17 protein-coding genes are annotated in these 20,106 nt (G+C 72.4%); 9 read left to right on the forward strand and 8 right to left on the reverse strand.

Annotation, left to right across the window (positions count from 1 at the left end; all coding sequences use genetic code 11):
• Positions 1–269 precede the first annotated feature (269 nt).
• The 5 genes from ACFWBF_RS21270 (at position 270) to ACFWBF_RS21290 (ending at position 5,728) form a co-directional block, all read left to right on the forward strand.
• Positions 270–1,136: a BTAD domain-containing putative transcriptional regulator gene (locus ACFWBF_RS21270; RefSeq protein WP_385603990.1), complete on the forward strand. Its 867-nt coding sequence runs from the start codon at positions 270–272 to the stop codon at positions 1,134–1,136.
• 7 nt (positions 1,137–1,143) lie between these two features.
• Positions 1,144–1,836 (forward strand): ScbR family autoregulator-binding transcription factor, encoded by a 693-nt coding sequence (locus ACFWBF_RS21275; protein ID WP_385603993.1) that lies wholly within the window; start codon positions 1,144–1,146, stop codon positions 1,834–1,836.
• Positions 1,837–1,877: 41 nt separating this feature from the next.
• Positions 1,878–2,162 (forward strand): acyl carrier protein, encoded by a 285-nt coding sequence (locus ACFWBF_RS21280; RefSeq protein ID WP_385603996.1) that lies wholly within the window; start codon positions 1,878–1,880, stop codon positions 2,160–2,162.
• Between the two features lie 312 nt (positions 2,163–2,474).
• Positions 2,475–3,296: a BTAD domain-containing putative transcriptional regulator gene (locus tag ACFWBF_RS21285; RefSeq protein ID WP_385603999.1), complete on the forward strand. Its 822-nt coding sequence runs from the start codon at positions 2,475–2,477 to the stop codon at positions 3,294–3,296.
• A gap of 338 nt (positions 3,297–3,634) precedes the next feature.
• Positions 3,635–5,728: a condensation domain-containing protein gene (locus ACFWBF_RS21290; RefSeq protein ID WP_385604067.1), complete on the forward strand. Its 2,094-nt coding sequence runs from the start codon at positions 3,635–3,637 to the stop codon at positions 5,726–5,728.
• A 145-nt stretch (positions 5,729–5,873) separates the two neighbouring features.
• Here the strand turns inward: ACFWBF_RS21290 and tpg are convergent, their stop codons facing one another.
• The 4 genes from tpg to ACFWBF_RS21310 form a co-directional block, all read right to left on the reverse strand.
• A complete protein-coding gene (gene tpg, locus ACFWBF_RS21295; protein WP_385604001.1) occupies positions 5,874–6,428 on the reverse strand; it encodes a telomere-protecting terminal protein Tpg in 555 nt (184 codons plus the stop codon).
• Positions 6,429–6,437: 9 nt separating this feature from the next.
• Positions 6,438–8,789 (reverse strand): telomere-associated protein Tap, encoded by a 2,352-nt coding sequence (gene tap, locus ACFWBF_RS21300; RefSeq protein ID WP_385604004.1) that lies wholly within the window; start codon positions 8,787–8,789, stop codon positions 6,438–6,440.
• A gap of 125 nt (positions 8,790–8,914) precedes the next feature.
• A complete protein-coding gene (locus ACFWBF_RS21305) occupies positions 8,915–9,853 on the reverse strand; it encodes a ParB/RepB/Spo0J family partition protein (protein ID WP_385604007.1) in 939 nt (312 codons plus the stop codon).
• Positions 9,850–11,127, reverse strand: a complete 1,278-nt coding sequence (locus ACFWBF_RS21310) for a ParA family protein (RefSeq protein WP_385604010.1) — start codon at positions 11,125–11,127, stop codon at positions 9,850–9,852. Before ACFWBF_RS21310 ends, ACFWBF_RS21305 begins: the two co-directional genes overlap by 4 nt.
• A 289-nt stretch (positions 11,128–11,416) precedes the next feature.
• Here ACFWBF_RS21310 and ACFWBF_RS21315 point away from each other — a divergent pair, with 289 nt between their 5' ends.
• A complete protein-coding gene (locus ACFWBF_RS21315) occupies positions 11,417–12,157 on the forward strand; it encodes a TetR/AcrR family transcriptional regulator (RefSeq protein ID WP_385604013.1) in 741 nt (246 codons plus the stop codon).
• An 86-nt stretch (positions 12,158–12,243) separates the two neighbouring features.
• Positions 12,244–13,437, forward strand: coding sequence for a cation:proton antiporter (locus ACFWBF_RS21320; protein WP_385604015.1), 1,194 nt, complete (start codon positions 12,244–12,246; stop codon positions 13,435–13,437).
• A 73-nt stretch (positions 13,438–13,510) separates the two neighbouring features.
• On the opposite strand, the gene ACFWBF_RS21325 is transcribed toward ACFWBF_RS21320, so the two are convergent.
• The 4 genes from ACFWBF_RS21325 to ACFWBF_RS21340 all read right to left on the reverse strand — a co-directional run bounded on the left by ACFWBF_RS21325 (position 13,511) and on the right by ACFWBF_RS21340 (position 17,642).
• Positions 13,511–14,476, reverse strand: a complete 966-nt coding sequence (locus tag ACFWBF_RS21325) for an NAD-dependent epimerase/dehydratase family protein (RefSeq protein WP_385604018.1) — start codon at positions 14,474–14,476, stop codon at positions 13,511–13,513.
• Between the two features lie 148 nt (positions 14,477–14,624).
• The gene (locus tag ACFWBF_RS21330) at positions 14,625–15,425 is read right to left on the reverse strand and encodes an SDR family oxidoreductase (protein ID WP_385604020.1); all 801 of its coding nucleotides are present in this window, start codon (positions 15,423–15,425) and stop codon (positions 14,625–14,627) included.
• A 45-nt stretch (positions 15,426–15,470) separates the two neighbouring features.
• Entirely contained in the window at positions 15,471–16,148 is a 678-nt protein-coding gene (locus tag ACFWBF_RS21335; RefSeq protein WP_385604022.1) for a ScbR family autoregulator-binding transcription factor, read from the reverse strand.
• A gap of 477 nt (positions 16,149–16,625) precedes the next feature.
• Positions 16,626–17,642 (reverse strand): ScbA/BarX family gamma-butyrolactone biosynthesis protein, encoded by a 1,017-nt coding sequence (locus ACFWBF_RS21340; protein WP_385604025.1) that lies wholly within the window; start codon positions 17,640–17,642, stop codon positions 16,626–16,628.
• Between the two features lie 564 nt (positions 17,643–18,206).
• On the opposite strand from ACFWBF_RS21340, the gene ACFWBF_RS21345 reads away from it, so the two are divergent.
• Both ACFWBF_RS21345 and ACFWBF_RS21350 read left to right on the forward strand, forming a co-directional pair.
• Positions 18,207–18,875: a ScbR family autoregulator-binding transcription factor gene (locus tag ACFWBF_RS21345; protein WP_385604028.1), complete on the forward strand. Its 669-nt coding sequence runs from the start codon at positions 18,207–18,209 to the stop codon at positions 18,873–18,875.
• Positions 18,876–19,134: 259 nt separating this feature from the next.
• The gene (locus ACFWBF_RS21350) at positions 19,135–19,998 is read left to right on the forward strand and encodes a BTAD domain-containing putative transcriptional regulator (protein ID WP_385604030.1); all 864 of its coding nucleotides are present in this window, start codon (positions 19,135–19,137) and stop codon (positions 19,996–19,998) included.
• Positions 19,999–20,106 lie beyond the last annotated feature (108 nt).

Consider the following 20,106-nt stretch of genomic DNA (forward strand, 5'->3'; position numbering starts at 1 on the left):
CCGCGAATGTGACTGCGCAGGGGACAACGCGCAGACAGCCGTTTCGGCACGGTCTCAAAAACAACCGCTTGGACTGTTTCTGGCGGGGGTATGGAGGGTGTGACACTGGCAATCTCCCCCTCCAGGGACCCCATTTTCTCAACTCCCGTCCCTGATCAGGGTGATGATCGAGCGTTCCGGGCGAAAACGGTACGACCGGTTTGGTATTGACAAACCGGCCGTGCTGTTTTCTACTGGCGGTGGTTCATCCACGGACAGGGGAGTAGGGCGTGGACATCACGGTTCTGGGCGCGCTTGCGGTGCGGGTGAACGGGGTCTCGATCACGCCGACCGCTCCCAAGCCCCGCCAGGTTCTTGCACTGCTGGCCCTGCACGCGGACCAGGTGGTCCCGGTCTCGGCCCTGACCGAGGAGCTGTGGGCGGGCAAGCCGCCGCGCAGCGCGCGGACCACCTTGCAGACGTACGTCCTGCAGCTGCGGGCGATGATCTCCACGGCCCTGGGCCAGGGAGAGGGCGCCGAGGTCGCGGGCGATTCCGGCAGCGAGGACGGGACGCCCGTGCGCACGGCGAAGGACGTCCTGGTCACCCTCCCGGGCGGCTACCTCCTCGACAGCGGCGGCGCGGCCAGCGACATCCGGGAATTCGACCGGCTCGCGGGCATGGGCTACCGGGCCATGGACGCCGGGGACTTCCCCGGCGCCGCCCGCCTGCTGCGCGAGGCCCTCGCCCTGTGGCAGGGACCCGCCTTCGCCGACGTACAGGGCGGCGCCCAGCTGGAGATGGAGACGCGGCGGCTGGAGGAGAGCCGGCTCTGCGCGCTCGACCAGCGCATCGACGCCGACATCCGGCTCGGCCGCCACCGCGAACTGCTCGCCGAGCTCACCGTGCTGGCCAGCCGCTACCGCACCCACGAGAACCTGCACGGGCAGTTCATGCTCGCCCTGCACCGCTCCGGGCGCCGCGGCGAGGCCCTGGACGTCTACCAGCGGCTGCGCGCCACCCTCGTACGGGAACAGGGCCTGGAGCCCTCCACCGCCCTGCGGGCCCTGCAGCGCTCCATCCTCATGGCCGGCCCGGAGCACCCCGTGAAACCCGCCCCCGACGCGACGGACACCCGACTCGCCCGCGTGGGCTGACGTGGCGTTGGCACGGAGCACCACCGGCCCCGCCGCCGGGCGCGGCGCCCGGTCGGTGCAGGCACGCTCGGAGCGGACCCGCCGCAGGCTCGTCCACGCGGGCGCCCAGCTGTTCCAGCGCAACGGCTACGCCAACGCGACGCTCGGCGACATCGCCGTGGCGGCCGGGGTCACCAAGGGCGCGCTGTACTTCCACTTCGCCTCCAAGGACGAACTGGCCGAGGCGGTGCAGGAGCGCGGCGGCGCCATGCTCAGCGAGGAGGCGCACGCGCTGCGCAGCCGGGGCGTCCCGCCGCTCCAGGCCCTGGTCGACCTCACCCACTGGCTGGCCAGGACCCTGCACGAGGAGCCGGCCCTCCCCGCGAGCTTCAGGATCACCAAGGAGTGCGCGGGCAGCGAGCCGCCCGTCACCGACTTCCACCGGGCATGGCTCACCACGGTGTGCGAGCTGCTGCAGGAGGCCCGCGACGCGGGCGAGCTGCGCGCCGACCACTGGGAGGGCATCGAGTCGGCGGTGGCCGCTGCCGCCTGCGGCATCGAGGTGATGGCGGGGATCGGCATGCCGTACGGGGAACTCCGGCGCAGGGTCAGCGCGTTGTGGCTCCTGCTGCTGCCCGGCCTGGTCCCGGCGGGGCGGGCGGCGCAGTACCGTACTTCGGTCGCGGACACCGAGTCGGCGCTGACCGCGCCCTGGACGTGAACGTGACCCACCGCACCACCGGTTAGCCGAAGGAGCCACCGATGACGAGTGACCCCCGTGATCCGCAGCAGTCGCCCGCCGCGCCCGACGAGGTGCTGGCCGTCCTCCTCGGGGTGCTCGGCGAGGTGCTGAGGATCCCTTCGGACCGGATCGACCCGGGCCAGAGCTTCCGCACCCTGGGACTGGACTCCTTGCTGACCGCGCAGTTCGTCGCCATGGTCAACCAGCGCTACGGGGCCGGGGTGGAGCCCACCGACCTGTACGAGTACCCGACCCCGGCGGCCTTCGCCGACCTGGTCGTCTGCGAGGCGGTCCACACCCCCTGATCACCCCTTGAGCACCCCTGACCGTGTCCGGTCACAGCGCCCCCCGCCGCACCACGGCGGGGGGCGCCGTCGTGGTGCGCACCCGCGCGCCGCGAGGAATTCCGGTGAAGTCCCCGTGGTCTTTCGGATACGTGTTCCGGCCTTAATTCTCGCAGTGGAAGCAGGCGGCTCGGCGCCTTTCCGCACCTGGCCGCCCGCGAAGGGCGGTGGATATCCGCTCAAGAATTCCACGGTCGGGTTCAAGTCGCCGCTACCGTGCCTGAGTCGACGTCCGAAAATCGATGACAACTCGGCGACGTCCGGAGGGAAGCCGTGGAGATTCAGGTACTGGGTCCGTTGAGTGCGGAGGTCAACGGGGGTTCGGTCGTTCCGTCGGCGGGAAAGCCGCGGCAGGTGCTTGCACTGCTTGCGTTGTATCCAGGCCGTGTGGTGCCGGTGCCGACCCTGATGGAGGAGATCTGGGGTTCGGGGCTGCCGCAGAGCGCGCTGACGACGCTGCAGACGTACATCCTGCAGCTGCGCAGACGCCTCGGCGCGGCGCTCGGCCCGGCCGCGCCCGGGGGCGCCAAGGACGTGCTCGCCACACGGCACGGGGGCTACGTGCTGCAGGTCCCGCCGGAGAGCGTGGACGTCCACGGGTTCGAGCGGCTGGTCGCGGGGGGCCAGTCGGCGTTCGAGGACGGCGACGACGAGCGCGCGGCCGGCCTGCTGCGCTCCGCGCTGGAGCTGTGGCAGGGCCCCGCGCTGGTGGACGTACGGGTGGGGCCGATCCTGGAGATCGAGGTGATGCGCCTTGAGGAGAGCCGGCTGGTGACCGTCGAACGGCGCATCGACGTCGACCTGCGCCTCGGCCGGCACACGGAGGTGCTGGCGGAGCTGACCGAGCTCATAGCGCGCCACAGACAGCACGAGGGGCTGCACGCCCAGGCGATGGTGGCGCTCTACCGTTCGGGCCGCCAGGCGGGCGCGCTGGACGTCTTCCGGCGGTTGCGGACGCGGCTGATCGACGAACTGGGAGTGGAGCCCTCACCACAGTTGCAGCGGCTGCACCAGGCCATGCTGGCGGTCGATCCCGCGCTCGACGTGACGGCCGGACCGCGCCGCACCTCGACCTTCGACCTGTACGCGGCGTAATCCCCGCCGAACTGCCCGGATAACGCCGTCCGTTCAATGTTCCGTGGAATTCTGATCATTCTCCACCGGAATCCTGCCAGGGTTCGGCAGGATTCCGGTCGGAAATGGGCCGGAAGCCTGGCGGAATGATGACGGAGTCCCGCCGGAGTCGCGCCGGAATACCGGACCGATCCCCCGGCCGGACCCCGGCTTAATTCCGCCTGAATTCTGGCGCGATAGTCCATAATTCGTAGAACTGCCGTGCACACGACGCTCGCGGGGGCGCCGTGCCGGCGTCGTGCGCTCCCTTTCCACGTCTGTGTTCCCAGCCAGGGAGGAGCTGATGGACCGTGACGCAGATGAGCGTGGTCATCGCTCCAGGGCCGCCGCCTTCCCTGGACCTGCTCGGACCGCTGTCCTCGGCGGCCCTGCAGGCGGCGCTGTCGCTGTTTCCGCCGTTCACCCCGGCCCTGCGCCGGCACAGCGCGACGCACCACAGCCTGATCCTGCCGCCGCCCCCCTTCCCGGCCGGGCCGCTCGTGGACCTGCTCACCTCGCTCCCCCAGCAGCCCGGGAGCGCGATCCCGGCAGCCCAGCCGGTGGCTGACGCCCGCACCGGGCCCGCCGAGGGCGGCCCCGCCGCTCCCGCTCCCGTGCGCGCCGCGCGTCCGCCGGCCGGGCGGGTCACACCCCTTCAGCAGGACCTGCTGCTCGACACGGTGGCCCATCCCGGACACGGGCTGCACGTCGGGCAGGTGCACTGGCGCTGGCGCGGGCCCTTCGACCTCGAACGCTTCGCCGAGGCCTGGCAGTCCGTCTTCGGCTCCGAGGCGGTCCTGCGGGCGGCCCTCGGGCCGGGCCGGGCCGGATCCCGGGCCGGAGCCGGCGCCGCGCCCGGTGCGGCGCCCGCCGTGTTCGTGCACGCCCACGCGGCCCCCGAGATCGTGTGGCACCCGGCCGGCAGCGCCGACTGGCCCGCCCTGCTGGCGAGCGAGCGTCGGCGGGAGTTCGACGTGTCCCGGCCCGGTCCGCTGCGCATCGCCCTGGTCGACGAAGGCGTTGCCACCCGGATCCTCGTCACCCACCACCAGGCCTTCGTCGACGGCCGCAGCATGCGCCTGCTCCTCGACGCCTTCTACCGCGCCTACCTCGCCGACGGCCGTCCCGTGGGCGGTGAGCGCCGCCCCGACCTGCGCGACCACCTCCAGTGGCTCTCCGCCCGGGACTTGGCGCCCGCCCGCGCCTACTGGGCCGGAGCCACTCCCCCGCGCGGCGCCGCCACCCTGCCCGCGCGCACCGGCGCCCGCCCGACCGGCGGGGAGGGGCACGGCGTGGGCCGCCGGCGCCTGACCCCGTACGAGGCCGCGCGGCTGCGGGACTGGGCCGCGAGCCACGGCGCCGCCGAGAGCACCGCCCTGCACGCCGTCTGGGCGCTGCTGCTGCACCGGGCCACCGGGGAGCGGCACGTCGCCTTCGCCGTCGCCTCCTCCGGCCGGGGCATCGCCCTCGACAGCGTGGAGCGGCTCCCGGGCCCGCTGCAGGTGGCGCTCCCCCGGCACGCGGTCGTCGAGCCCGGCGGTCTGGTCACCCGGCTGCTCGCCGACCTGACCGGCCGCGCGCTGGACGCCGCCGCCTACGAGTGGGTCTCCCCCGGGCAGATCCACGCCTGGGCCGGCCGCGCCCCCTACGAGGCCGAACTCACCGAATCCCTCCTCGCGTTCGAGCCCCCGGCCGGCAGCGAGCGGCCGCACACCGCCCGCGCCTCCCGGGAGTCGCTCAGCGAGGCCCTCGCGGAGGAGGGCGTACGGGTCGACCCCGTCGAGGCCGTCGGACCGTACACCGGGGCGCCGTTCAGCCTCAGCGCCGGGCACGACGGCGAGGGCGGCCTGGTGCTCACCGCCGTCCACGACCGGGCCCGGATCAGCGACTGCGACGCCGCCGAGATCCTCGCGCAGACAGCCCGGCTGATGCGCGAACTGCCCGCCACCGCACGGGAGTCCACCACCGTCGCCGAGGCCCTCGCGGTGCTCGACGGCGCCCCCGTACCGCATACGGCGGCCCGGCCGTCGGCGCCGCTGCGCACGCTCCGGGCGCCGGCCCACCCCGGCGCGGGCACCGTCTGCCTGATCCCGCCGCCCGATGCCGCGCCCGGCTGCTACGACGCCCTGGCGCAGGTCTACCCCGGGCCGCAGGCGCTGACGACGCTGCCGGACGGCGCCCCGGCCGACGCGGCGGCCTGCCTCGCCGCGCTCCGGCCGGCGCTGGCCGCCGGGCCGCCGCTGCTGCTCGGCTGTTTCTCCGGGGCGGCGGGGCTCGCCACCGAGGTCGCCGAGCGCATCGCGGAGCAGGGCTGGCAGCCGCCGCTGGTCGCCGTCGCGGGAACCCCCGACGGGGGCGCCGACTCGGTCCGCGAGCTCGCCCGTACCCTCATGGCGGCGGCCCAGCGCCGATGACGAGGCCCGGAAGCGGTCGAAAACCGCTGTGCGGCCGCCTGGCGGCCTCCCGTGTGATCCAGAGTCATATCCCATGGCCTGGCGGGAGATCGCCCCGTACGACCCCCGTTCCGTGGGTCGCTTTTGTCGGATTCGAGAGTAAAGCCTAGAAAGTGAAGTCGACGTAGTCGATGTCGGTGAACTCGACGAGGAGCCCCTGGGCGCGGGCACCGTGGTCCTTGAAGTAGATCTCCTGCAGTCCCTCGGCGGCGATCCGCCGCAGCTGGCTCTCGGCGGCTCCGGCCGCCTGCGCCGCGAAGAGCCGCTCCGCGTAGTCCGCCGGCAGGTGCTGGGTGATCCGGCGCATCCGGCCGTCGTCGGTGGTGCCGGGCGCGGCGCTGAAACCGAACCGGGCCCGGGTCTCGATGACCAGGCCGGTGGTCTTCGCCGCCTTGGCGCGGGCCCGCTTGCGCACCAGCGGCTGCCAGCGGCGGCGTACCTCGGTCACGAGGCGGCTGGCGAGCGCCGGCTTGGGCTGCTTGATCTGGTCCTTCACATAGCGCTCGACCGTGCGCCGGGAGATGGCGAGGAGGTCCGCCACGGCCTTGGTGGACTTGAGCTGCTTCACCAGGAAACGCACCTGGGCGCCCGCGGACTTGGGGATCGGACGGGTGAAGTGCTGCTCGTCGGCGCGTTCGAGGCTGTCGCTGATCTCGGGCATGGGTGGTTGCTACTCTCCGTCGGCCGCGGCGTCGTGGCCCTTGATGTGCCGGGCGGGGTTGTGGCGTTCGTCGAGCATCTGCACGGCCCAGAGCAGGGGCTGGGTGCCCTCGTGCTTGACCATGCCGGGGCTGACACCGAGGCGGAAGCCACCGGGCAGCGGCTTGCCGTCGGGGGTGCGGGGCAGGAAGTCGAGCGGGCCCGGCCCGTCGGACAGGTACACCGCGCAGTCGGAGAGGACGGCGATGGGGTACTCCCCCGCGTCGGCCAGCTTGCGCATCTTGCGGTGCATGTTGACCCGGGCCGTGGCGATGACCGCGGCCCGGATGTCGGGTCGCCAGGTGGGGCGTTCGAGCGCGGGCCAGGACTCGCCCGGCCGGTAGCCGGCGCCCTGCGGGCGTTCACGGAGCTTGCCGATGCCGCCCTTGACGGTGGACTTGATCGCGGACAGCACTGCGGCCTGGGCCGGGTCGTGCTGCTTGTGGTGCGCCATCGCGGTGAGGAACTCGGCCTCGGTGAGCCCGGGGTGCACGCCGAGCTCCGCCATCGTCGCCATGTACGCGTCGCGCAGGCGGGTGTACCAGGCGTCGAGGTACGGCCCGCTGTCCGGGCGCACCCAGGCCTCGGTCGGCTGGACGGGGTGGCCGAGCTCCTGGGCGTAGGCGAGGGTCGGGGTCGCGTACCAGGCGGGGCCGGCCGGGGCCCGGCCGTGCGGGGTGAAGGGGCTGGGCAGCCGCGGGTCGAGCGCGAGGTCGGAGAGGTCCGCCAGCCAGCAGCCGGGGGTCTTCGGGTCGAAGCGGGGACGGCCGGTGTGGACGGCGGGCCCGATGCCGACGACCAGCCGGTTGGCCGCCGCCGCGAAGGCCATGTTCACGTCGATCCCGACCGCGTGGGTACGGGCGCACTCGGCGTCGCTCAGGAGCTGCGGGTCGCGGATCCAGTCGTACGCCTCCTCGTCGAGGACCTGGTCCGGGGTGCGCTGGTGGGCGCGGGGGTAGAGGGCCGCGACCACCGGGTGCTCGTCGGGGGCCTCCGGGGGAGCGGGGTCGACGGGGCGGGTGAGGGAGCCGGCGACGGGGGCCGAGACCCAGGCGCCGGAGGTCTCGTCGCGGGCGGCGCGGGTGGGCGGACGCAGGGAGGTCATCAGCTCCAGGCCGGAGACCGCCGTGGAGCCGCGGGGGGTGAGCACCCGGGTGGCGTACGAGGTGAGGAGCTCGGCCAGTTCCGGGGCGGGCAGGTCGGCGGTGTCCTCACCCCAGGCGCGGGGGTCGAGCGCGCCCCAGGGCAGCACCGCGAGCTGGACGCACTGGCGGCCGGTGGTGGGGGTGGCGGGCCGGTAGACGCGGGCCCATGGGCCGAAGCCGCGGCGGGTCAGCTGCCACTTGGCCTTGGTGAGCAGGCGGACGACGGGGTGGTTGTCGGGGAGGCGCAGCCCGCGGCGGTCCTCCAAGACCAGGGGGAGGCCGAGTGCCTCGGTGGCCGCGGGGGTGAGGACGAGGAGGGGGTCGCCGTCCTTGCCGTTGCGGTGGAGGCGGGGGGAGCGGAGGTCGGCGGCGGGGCCGAGGGCCCAGGCGATGAGGGCGGGGAGATCGCCGGCGGGGTACTCCAGGACCACCCCGCCGGCAGCGTGGGCGCGGCCGGCGCCGTCGAGCACGGCGAGCGGGCCGTTGCCTTCCAGGCGGGTGGGCGGGGCGGCGGGTTGTCGGGCGGGGGCGTTAACGCCGTTAATGATCGACTTCGGAGCCCGGCGCGGGGCCGCGTCCGGAGCCGCCGTCCGTGCCGGAGCGTTAACGGCGTTAACGGCGTTAACGGCGTCGGCAGCGGGGGAGGGCTCCGGGGCGTTAACGCCGTTAATGATCGACTCGGACGCGACCTCGGGAGTCGGATCCGGGGCCGGATCCGGGGCGGGGGCGTTAACGCCGTTAATGATCGTCTTGGGAGTCGCGTCCGGAGTCGGCTCGGGAGCGGGGGCGTTAACGGCGTTAATGATCGACTCCGAGGACGGAGCGTTAACGCCGTTAATGATCGACTTCGGGTCGGCCTCCGGGGGCGCCTCCTGGGCGGGGGTGTTAACGGCGTTAACGCCGTTAACGGGGTGGAGGTCCGCGAGGCCTTCCAGGAGGCGGGCATAGGCCGCACGTTTGGGAGGGCGGGGGGCCGTGCGGCCCGTTTCCCAGGAGGTGACCGTCTCGCGGCGGACGGACAGCGCCTTGGCGATCTGGTCCTGACTCAGCCCCGCGGCCTCGCGCAGCCGCTTGCGCTCGTCCGGGTGCGGCAGGGCGTCCTTCGCCGCCGCCTCCTCGAGCAGGGCGTCGACCGCGGCGAAGAGGCTGGTCTGTTCGTTGTCATGGGCGTTGAGCATCGGTACCTCCAGCCGAAGCCTATGTGAAGCGCACCTCTGAACGCACATGAAACACACGTGGGGGCGTTAACGGCGTTAACGCCGTCAGCGCCCCCGTCGTGGGTGCGGCCGCCGAAGCGCCCGTTTCAGATCCGGGTCAGCAGCAGCTCGGTGACGGCCTTCAGGTCGTCGGGGGTGAGGTGCGCGGTGAGGGCGTCCGCGACGGCCTCGGGGGAGTCCACCGCGATCGTGATCCGGCGGGGTGCGGCAGCGGGACGGCCCTCGCGATCATTAACGGCGTTAACGCCGTTAACGCCGTTAACGCTTGCCGCCGCCCCAGCGGCCCCCGCCGTCGGACGCGAGCGCTGGCGCGGAGGATTGACGGCGTTGATGGTCTCCTCCGCCGCGGCCGCCTGCTCACCCTGGGGGAGACGCCCGATCCGCCGGGCCGGCTCCACCTTGAGCTCGCCCGCCTCCACCTTGTCCTGGAGTTCCGGGGTCAGGTGAAGGAGGGTCAGCCGCTGCGAGACCCACGCCGCCGTCTTGCCCAGCCGCTTGGCGACCTGCGCCTGCGAGCCGTGCACGTCGACCAGCTCCTGCAGGGCCCGCGCCTGGTCCATCGGTGCCACGTCGACCCGGTGGACGTTGGCGATCAGCGCCGACTCCAGGATGTCCGCCGCCGAGGTGGCCAGGGAGTCGTTCACGTGGATGTGCATCGACTTCAGCCCCGCCAGCTGCGCCGCCGCGAGCCGCCGGTTGCCGTCGATGACCACGTACGGAGCGCGGCCCAGGCCGTCGGTCTGCCCCGGGTGGGCCTCCATGAAGGCCATCCGGGTGGCCACCGCGAGGGGCTGGAGCTGGCCGCGCACCAGGAGGGACTGCGCCATCTCCTCCAGTTCGGTGAGCTCCTCGCGGAGGTTGAACGGGTTGTGGGCCAGAGCCTCGATCGGTACCTCCGAGGGCGGCACCACCCCGGAGGTCGGGGCGCCGGTGGCCTCCGCGATGGCCGCGCGGCGCGAGCTGATGCCGGCCGGCTGGGCCCGGGCGAAGGAAGCCGAGACTCCGAGTTTGTCGGCCTTGCTCATGAGATCTCCCTTGCGAGGGCGCGCAGCGCGACCGCCTGGTCGCCCTTGGGTGCGTAGACGAACAGCGGCTGCTTCACGCGCACGGCCTCCCGCTGTTCCTTCAGGTCCGGTACGACGGCCACGACGCGCGGATCCTTTATGTCGATCCAGGCCTGGAGCGAGGAGGTGGCGATGTACCCGCGCCGGCCGTCGTAGAGGTTCACGACGAGCCCGAGGTAGTCGATCTCGAGGCTGAGGTCGTCGCGCAGGTCGTTGATCTGGGAGGTGAGGAGGTCGTAGGCGTCGGCCGACGAATCCTCCGCCTGTACGACGATCAGCGCGCCGGAGGCGCCCTGCTGTTCGGCGTCGCGGCGGCGCCCGTAGTAGATGGCCGCGTCCATGCTCAGGCCCAGGCTGGGCGGGCAGTCGACGAGGATGACGTCGTAGTCGGCCTCGACGGGGGAGAGGGCTCGCTCGAGGGCGGCCTCGCGGGCGCGGACGGTGGAGAGGCGGACGTCGAGGAGGAAGGCGTCCGTGCACGCGGGCAGGATGTGCAGCCGGTCGCCGAAGCGCTCGTCCGTGACGGGCACGATCAGGTCGGCCAAGGGGCCCTTGGCCTCGCCTGCCATGTGGCAGGTGAGGCTGTCGCCGCCGATGGGCAGCGGCTGCTGGCCGAGCTGCTTGGTGAGGTGGCCTTGCGGGTCGAAGTCGATGAGCAGCACGCGCATCCCGAGGCCCGGCAGGTCTTCCAGGTCCAGGGAGCCGGCCTCGGCCGGGCGCTGCTCCGAGGCGCCTGTCTCGCCGTCCTCGGTGTCGGCCGCGACCCGGGCGAGCTGGCGGGCGACGCGGACCGGGTGGAGGCTGCCGGGGTCCTCGGCGAGGGCCTCGGCGGTGCCGGCGGTGATGGCGGTCTTGCCGACGCCGCCCTTCTGGTTGCACACGACGATGCGGCGTACGACCGAGGGCCGCTTGACCGTGGGCGCCGGGTTCATCTCCAGCCAGAGGCGGACGGCTTGGGCGAGGCCCTGGATGAGGGAGACCCCGCGGTCCTTGGAGTCGGAGCGGAAGGACTCCCACTGCCCGGCGGGCAGCCAGGTGGAGAAGGACTCGGCGCCGGAGGTGTCGACGGGGGAGGGGGCTGAGGCGAGCGCGCTCCAATGGGCGATGCCCTGGTGGACGGCATCCTGGATGTCCACCCGCAGTTGGGCGGTGCGGATCTTCAATTCCTGGCGCAGCCACGGAGGGAGTTTGGAGACGACCTTCTCTCGGTCGCTCTGAGACGAGGGCGAAGTCATGAGAGGGACTTTACTAACGTTCGCCGGTGGATGTGGCCACCGCGCTTGAGTTTTGCTAACGAAGTGGTGCGGATCCGTGGCGGACCCGCCTCCGGCGCTCCGTCAGGGCCCGTGCCCGGGGCCGCCCTGGATGCACCGTCAGCCGACGGGGACCGTTAACGGCGTTAACGCCGTTAACGCCGTGGCACCGTTAACGGCGTTAACGCCGGAGCACCGTTAACGCCGTTAACGCCGTTAACGTGTACGGTAGACACAGTTTGGTGGGGCGGACGGAAGACGAGGGGATCCGATGACGGACGAGCAGTGGGGCGCGGCCGTGCGGCTGCTCTGGGGGCCGCCGGCCGGCTCCGCGCGAGGGCCCAAGCGCGGGCTCACCCTGGAGGGCATCGCCGGCGCGGGGGTCCGGATCGCCGACGCCGAGGGGCTGGCCGGCGTATCGATGCAGCGGGTGGCCGGGGAACTGGCGGTCACGAAGATGGCGCTGTACCGCTACGTCCCGGGCAAGGCCGAACTGGTCTCGCTGATGGTGGAGGCCGCGATGCCGCAGCCGCCCGTCCTCGATGCGGCGGGGGAGGGCTGGCGGGAGCGGCTCGACCTCTGGGCGCGGGAGCTGTACGCGGGATTCCGGGCCCACCCCTGGCTGCTGGAGGCGACGGTCGGGGCGCGGGTGACGGGGCCGCGGGAGACCGGGTGGATGGAGCGGGCGCTGGCCGCGCTGGACGGGTGCGGGCTGAGCGGGGCCGAGGCGATCGACTCGGTGGTGCTGCTGTCCGGGCACGTCCGCGCGATCGCCGAGCAGGAACGGGCCGGGGGCGGCGGCGGAGAATCGGGCGCGGGCCCCGACGCGCAGATGGTGACGGCGCTCGGCGAGGTGATGCGGGTGCACGGCGAGCGCTTCCCGGCGCTCACGGCCGCGTTGGCCTCGGTCGGTGCGCACGGGGGGCAGGACCAGGCCCTGACGTTCGGCTTGGAACGCATCCTCGACGGGCTCGGGCTGCTGGTCGGCAAGACGGCTCCCCGGAGTTCGTAGGCGACGGGCGACGGGCGACGGGCGACCTCCGGAAGTGTGCGGCGGATCTGTTTCCGGTTCCGCCGCCCCGGGGGAGGGTGATGCCCATGGTGGCCTTGGCTCTGGGGGCGTTGCGCGATCCTCTGCCCGGCGTGCTGATCGCCGCGACGGTGGTCGTCCTGGCGTGCCGGGCGGGCGCCGCGGTGATGCGCCGGCTCGGGCAGACGGCCGTGGTCGGGGAGATCGCGGTGGGCATCCTGCTCGGGCCGACGCTGCTCGGGTGGCTCTGGCCGGCGGGGGAGCGGTGGCTGCTGCCGGGCGAGGTGGTGGCGTACCTGGGGCTGCTGGGAAACCTCGGGCTGGTCCTCTTCATGTTCCTGGTGGGGCTGGAGCTCGACCTCGGGCTGTTGCGCGGCAGCGGGCGGGCCGTGGCCCTGGTGAGCCAGGCGACCGTGGCCGTACCGCTGGGGCTCGGGGCGCTGCTGGCGCTCGGGATGTACGCGTCCTTCGCGCCCGCCGGGGTGGGCCGGGCGCAGTTCGCGCTGTTCGTGGCCGTCGCGCTGAGCGTGACGGCGTTCCCCGTGCTCGCCCGGATCCTGACCGAGGAGGGGCTGTACGCCACTGCGGTGGGGGCACTTGCCATGGCCTGCGCGGCGGTGGCCGACGTGGTCGCGTGGTGCCTGCTGGTGGTGGTGGTGGCGGTCGCCGCTGACGGTGGGGCCGGGCGGGTGCTGCTGACGGTGGCCGCGGCCGGCGCGTTCCTGGCCGCGATGTGGTGGGGCGTACGTCCGCTGCTCGCGCGGTGGGGCGCCCCCGGCGGGGTGGCGGCGCTGTTCGCCGGGATCTGCCTGGCGGCCTGCGCGACCGATGCCATCGGGGTCCACGCGCTGTTCGGGGCCTTCCTGTTCGGCGCGGTGGTGCCGAGGGACGCGGAGCCGGCCCGGCGGGCGGCCGAGCGGATGCGGGAGTTCGCGGTGCCGGTGCTGCTGCCGCTGTTCTTCGTCGGGAGCGGACTGCGGACGGACATCGCTCTGCTGGGCGCCGACGTGGCCGGCTGGCTCTGGGCGGTGGCGGCCTTGGCGGTGGCGGTCGCCGCGAAGTGGGGCGCGGGCACCGGGGCGGCGCTGATGGCGGGCCGCCCGGTGCGGGAGGCGGTGACGCTCGGGGCGCTGATGAACTGCCGGGGGGTGACCGAGCTGGTGGTGCTGAACATCGGCCTCGGCCTCGGGGTGATCGGCCCGCGGCTGTTCACGGTGCTGGTCCTGATGGCCCTGACCACCACTGCCCTGACCGCCCGGTGATCCGCCGCACGGCCGCCCCGTACCGGCTCGCCGAGGCTCCGGGGCGTTAACGGCGTTAACGGCGTTAACGCCGTTAACGCCCGACGACCTCGGCCAGGTGCTCCCGGTACCAGGGGGCCGCCTCGTCCAGGCAGGCCAGCGGCCCGGGACCCGGCGGACAGCCGGCGGCTCCCCAGATCTGCTTGCTGTCGTACCAGTGGTCCTGCGCGAGCAGCCCGAACTGACGTGGGCTCACCCGGCAGCCCGAGGCCGCCATGCGTACCAGGCACTCGGCTTCGGGGAGGTCCTGGTGCACCGCGGGCAGCACTCCCCGCCCGGTGAGGGCCCGCACCAGGTCGGCCGCGTACACGGGCTCCGGATGACTGGCGTGCCAGACCGTCCCGCCCGCCGGGCCGTGGCCGAGGGCGAGGCGGACGATGAGGCGGGCGAGGTCGACGACCGCCACCAGGGACAGCAGGGCCCGCCCGCCTCCCCACAACGCCTGGGTGGATTCGATGATCTGGGCCACACCGGGGACCACCCAACGGTCTCCGGTGCCGATCACCAGGCCGGGACGGAGCACCACCGCACCTGCGGCGAGAGCGGGTTGCTCGGCCGCCAGCCGGGTTCGGCTGGCGGCCGAGACGGGTGTGGGAACCACGCCGTCCACCGGGATCCCGCGGTGGGGTCCGGGGCCGTAGACCGCTGAGGTGGACAGGTGGACGATCCGGCCGAGGCCGGCCTTTTCGGCCTGGGCCATCAGCGCCGCGGTGCCCTCGGCGTTGACGACGCCGCACTGCCGCGCGTCGGGGCCGATCAGCGAAGCCAGGTGCAGCAGGACGTCCGCGCTCTCGCAGCTCCCGCGCAGGGACCGGGGATCGGACAGATCCGCCTGGATCCATTCATCGGCCTGGCCGGCGGCCCGCGGGGCTTGGCGGCCCACCACACGAAGGCGCAGGGCGGCGGCCCCGGATTCGTCCCGGACACGGGCCAGCATGTTCAGTACCACCGAGCCTATGAAGCCGGTGGCGCCGGTGATCACCACCCGCTGCCCGGTCACGTGGTCCGCATCCGGAGGAACAAGCCGAGCTCATTCATGCAGGCATGCTAGGCGGTGGTGTCGGGCGTTCCAACTGGCTTTACTCGAGGGCGAGTCGAGGACCAGAGCCGCCCGCGCGGCCGAGCACGGACCCTGCCGCGGAGGGTCGTCACAGGTGCGTGCCGCCCGATGCGTCGAGGCGCTGGCCGGTGATCCATCCGGAATCCGGTGAGGCGAGGAAGGCGACGACCCCGGCGATGTCGGAGGGATCGCCGATGCGGTCGAAGACGGACATGCCGGCCAGCCGCGCGGCTCCCTCGGGCGTGGTGCGGAGCTTCGCGTTCATGTCGGTCGTGACGAAGCCCGGGGAGACCGTGTTGACGGTGATGCCCCGGGAACCGAGCTCTTTGGCGAGGGCCAGGGTGAGGGTGTCCATCGCGCCCTTGCTCATGGAGTACACCACGGATTCCGGGTAGGCCATGCGGGTGGCGGCGGAGGAGATGTTGATGATCCGGCCGCCTTCCCGCATGCGGGTCAGGCCTTCCTGGATGACGAAGAGGAGCGCCTTGACGTTGACCGAGAAGATCTTGTCGACCAGCTCCGGGGTGACCTCGTGGATCCGGGCCGAGCCGCTCACCGCGGCGTTGTTGACCAGGATGTCGATCTTGGGCTCGATGCCGCGCCGGCCGAGTTCGGCGTCGAGGCCGGCATAGAGGGCCTGGGCGTCGCCCGCGACTCCCAGTGTGGTCCGCAGGGGGAAGGCGTCGCCGCCGCGGGCCCTGATGGAGTCCACCACGTCGTCGGCGGCGCCGGTGTTCGTCGCGTAGTGGACGACCACGAGTGCGCCGTCGGCGGCCAGGCGTTCGGCTATGCCGCGGCCGATGCCGCGGCTGGCGCCGGTGACCAGAGCCGTCTTCCCGGCCAGCGGGCCGCGGGCTGTCGTCGGCCGGGATGCAGGTAAGGACGTCAAGATGAATCCCGTTCTGGCCGTGGGGGTGGCTGCCCGCCGGGCGGCTCAGTCGGCCGCGGCCGCGAGCGCGGATTCCCGTTCCTCGGCGACCGAGAGGGCCTCGAGGTAGACCATGGCGCCCCTGCCCTCGGACAGGTCCAGGGACGGCAGGACCGAGGGGAGCGTCACGCTGGGCAGCACATGGCGCAGCAGTGCGGCCACCTTGTCCGGCAGGTTCTGGTAGTCGCTGACGGCCTGGGACATGGCCTGGACTCCGCCGAAGGCACCGACGAGCACGTCCGAGCTCTCGGCCGGATCGACGTGGGGCAGCAGCTCGCCCTGGGCCTGGGCCTTGGTGAGCAGGGCGGTGACGACATCCGCCCACTGCAGGAACGGACCGCTGCGGTCGAGGCCCGGCTGCTGTTCCAGGGACAGTCTCACGCCGGCGCGGACCAGGGGATCGGTCTGCAGCCGGTAGGCGTGCAACATGACCATGTCCACCAGTTCCTGCACCTTGGACGAGCGGTCGGGGACCATCAGCCGGTGGTCCACCTGCTCGGAGAGCACTCCCTGGGCGAGCTCGTCCTTCGACTGGAAGTGGAAGTACAGGGCCCCCTTGGTCACTCCGGCCGCGGTGAGGATCTCGGAGATGGTGGCGGCTTGGTAGCCGCGGCTCTCGAAGATCTTGGCGGCGGCCATCAGGATGTTCCTGCGTGTCTGGATGGCTCGGGCCTGTTCAGCCATGCTGCCGCCTCCTCCACGGTGTCGGGTGTTGCAACAGCGGAGTCCCGAAATGGAAGAACCGCCCAGTCTGTATCTTATAGCGGATGCGTCCTACATCCAAACCGTCCAGTCCGTATTTTGTCTGGATTGACTGCTGAGCCGGGAGGGAACAGACACGGCCTACGGGGCCGGTGTGACGGGGGAGGTTGGGTGAGAGGCCGTCGCCGGCTCCCCCGCTGACGCGCCGGTCCGGGTCTGGACGGGGAGCCGGCGCACGGTTCGGGCCCGGTCGGCGCGGACCGAGGCGTTCACGACGGCCGGGCGGACCGGAGCGCGTGGCCGTGCCCTGCTGCCGAGTGCGGAGCGGCAGCAGGGCACGGCCACGCAGTGCGCCGACGAGGCGGGGCGTAGACGAAGGCGCGGGCGAAGGCGTAGACGAAGGTGCGGGCGAAGGCGAAGGCGAGGGCGGACGAAGGGGCTGGGGCGCCGGCGGACCGGTCAGCGGTCCTGGGGCGCCGGCGCCACCATCAGGCTGGCGCTGAAGCAGAGCACGTCGTCCTGATGGCCGGTCACCAGGACCAGTTCGCTGCCGTCGGGCAGTTGCTCCGGCACGAGGCAGGCCTCGATCGTGCACGGGGCGCCCAGTTCGACGTACCGCCTGAAATCGCCGGCGATGCTGAGCGGCAGGATCGAGGAGCGCTCCAGCGCACCGGCCGCGGCCTGGCGGGCGGCTTCGAGCAGCAGCATGCCCGGCACGTGGTCGACGGGGTGGTCGAAGAGCACGGGGTGGCGGGTGTCGACCCTCAGCTGCCAGCGGTTCGGCTCGCCGACGGGTGACAGTACGACGTCGACCGGCGAGGTGCGTCCCACGCTCTGCGGCGCCGCCGGCGCCGTCAGCGGCAGGGCGTACGGGTCGTTGGCTCCGAACGCGTGGTCCCCGCGAACCCGCCGGTAGGCGGCCGGGGTGGTGCAGGTGAAGGTGGCGCCGCCCGTCGCGACGAGCTGCCCGTCGCGGCGGAATTCCGTTTCGTAGTGGAGGCCGGCCAGATCGCCGTTGCCGCGGCGCTTGAGGTCCGTGCACGTCACCTTGATGTCGAGCGAGGCCGGGGTCTGCCGGACCCGCAGGTGCTCGGGGTGGACGGTGACGGTGAGGTTCCATAACAGGAACTGGTGATCGATCGGGACGCCGAACCCGGCGTGCGCCAGGAGGTAACCAACCTGGCGGACCGTCTCGGTGACCATCAGCGGATCGTGGTACTCCCCGTCTATCGGGGTGAAGAAGCTGTGGCTGCGCGGCCACTGCGCGGCCACTCTGAACCGCGTGTCGTCCACCTGCTCCCAGTCGGTGAGCATGACCTCGGCGACGGCGGCGCGGTGCACGAACTCCCTGGGCACGGTGGTCGTCAGCGAGGGGTACCGAAGGTCGGTGGCTCTGCGGAACGAGTCTGGGTAGTAGCTCCCTACCTGGTGCGCGTCGATGGTCGGTCGCTCAACCCGAAACGTGCTCGTAGTCATTGCTCCCCCTGAAACAGCGATGACGAGGTGCCGGTCGGATGGGTTTGAGACGAGAAAAGATACATACCAACCGGTTTAATTTCTAGGGGAATCCGATCCTTCGGAAAGGGAATATCCGGAACAAACAGTTCCGATCGATCTCTCTTCGGGCATCGCCCCAGCTCGTCGCGATCCAGCCACTCCGGAAGCCCCCATGAGCCCCTGGCGCCCCTGTAGCGGTGCCGTAGCGGCCTTCCAGTGGACGCCGCGCCGTGCTGGGAGGGGTGGTCGGCCGGGCCGCGCACCCGGCTGCCGTGATCTGCGGATCGGCGATCAGCCACTTCGGCGTGACGGATTCGCGTACCACACCTTCAAACCGCACGAGCGGTTTGTTACGCTGATCATTGATCGGGTTGCACCTTGAGGGAGGGGCGAGGTTGTGGCAGTCGTGCACGTGCCTCCGCGCGCCTCTGTGGAGGCGATCAGCACTCACGGGCGTGAGGCCGAGCCGGACCGGGGCCGTTGTGCCCGGCGGTCGGCGGCGGTGGCCGGGCGCGGCAATCCCCAGCGATAACGGAGCAGTCGATGGCCAGACAAGCACGCGCGGTGCGCACCCGGGAGGCCTTGATCGGATCCGCGGCCGAGATCTTCCACCGGGAGGGCTTCACGGTCGCCTCGCTCACCACCATCAGTACGCAGGCCGGGGTGAGCAGTGGTGCCCTGCACTTCCACTTCGCCAGTAAGGACGCCCTGGCGGCCGCCGTCGAGGAGGCGGCGCTGGCGCGGCTGCGGGCGGTCACCGAAGGGTGGCCCAAGGGCGCGGCCGGCTGTCTGCAGCATCTGGTCGACGTGACCCACGGGCTCGCCCGGGGGCTGCGCGAGGACGTGGTGCTGCGGGCGGGCTTCGAGCTGAGCGGTGATGCCGCCCGCCCGCCCCAGGCCGACCTGCGCGAGTACTGGCGGTGCTGGGTCGAGGAGGCGATGACGCTGGCCGGGGTCGCGGGGGAACTGCGGCCGGAGGTGGCGCCGGAGGACGCCGTGTCCGCCGTGGTGGCCGCGACGGTGGGCTTCGAGGTCCTCGGCGCCCGGGACGCGGCCTGGCTCGCGCCGCGCACGGTCAGCCGGTTCTGGGAACTGCTGCTGCCCCGGGTCGCGGCCGCGGAGGTGCTGGAAGTCCTGGCGGCCGCCGGCTCCGGCCCGCCCCCGGACGGGGGTTCCGGGGCCCGTCCCGAGGGGGAGAACAGAACAGACTGACCGGTCTCTTTTATTTGGCTAGCGTCGCTGTAGTGCCCCTTTGATCCATCTATGGGGAGCCTGCGGCGGGCGGCTCGCCGATCCGGATCTTTCTGGATTGAATAAAAGCGCAGGTCAGGTGTCCTGTGCTCGTGGCGGCCTCGTGTCTGCCTATAAAAAACAGCGTGGACGGTTTGATATTGACAAACCGTTAGCCCTGTTTTTTACTGGTCAAGCCTTGAGTGGGGCGAGACTCATCCACGGACCAGGGGGATTCAGCGTGAACATCGATGTACTGGGCGCACTGGCGGTGCGGGTGAACGGTGTCTCGATCACGCCGACCGCCCCCAAGCCCCGCCAAGTGCTGGCGCTCCTGGCGCTGCACGCGGACCAAGTGGTGCCCGTCGCGGCACTCATAGAGGAGCTGTGGGGCGAGGAGCCGCCGCGCAGCGCCCGCACCACCCTCCAGACCTACGTCCTGCAACTGCGCGCGCTCATCGCGACCGCGCTGGAGGCGGGCAAGGGCAAGGAGGAGGCGGTCGCGGGGCAGGCGGACGGAGCCGCACGACCCGAGCGCACCGCGAAGGACGTGCTCGTCACCCTCCCCGGCGGCTACCTGCTGGACAGCGGCGGCGGCAAGCTGGACGTCCGGGAGTTCGACCGGCTGGCCGGCATGGGCTACCGGGCCATGGACGCCGGGGACTTCCCCGGCGCCGCGCGGGTGCTGCGCGAGGCCCTGGCGCTGTGGTCCGGCTCCGCCTTCGCCGACGTACAGGGCGGCGCCCAGCTCGACATGGAGACGCTGCGGCTGGAGGAGACCCGGCTGTGCGCGCTGGACCAGCGCATCGAGGCCGACCTGAGACTGGGCCGCCACCGCGAACTGCTCGCCGAGCTCACCGTGCTGGCCAGCCGCTACCGCACCCACGAGAACCTGCACGGGCAGTTCATGCTCGCCCTGCACCGCTCCGGGCGCCGCGGCGAGGCCCTGGACGTCTACCAGCGGCTGCGCGCCACCCTCGTACGCGAGCTCGGGCTGGAGCCGTCCGCCGCGCTGCGGCGGCTGCAGCGCTCGATCCTCATGGCGGGCCCGGACAGCCTGGCCGCGGCCGGCGAGGCCGACGGCGAGCGCCTCGTACGGATCTGACGGACCGGGGTGTGAAGGGGTACGGGCACGGGGATCCGGGCGGGGCCCGCGGCGGCGCGGTGCTTCCGCTGTGGAAGGCACCGCTTCCCGTGCCACAGCCGCCGAAAG

It is taken from the genome of Streptomyces sp. NPDC060028 (assembly GCF_042736725.1).
Taxonomy (GTDB): domain Bacteria; phylum Actinomycetota; class Actinomycetes; order Streptomycetales; family Streptomycetaceae; genus Streptomyces.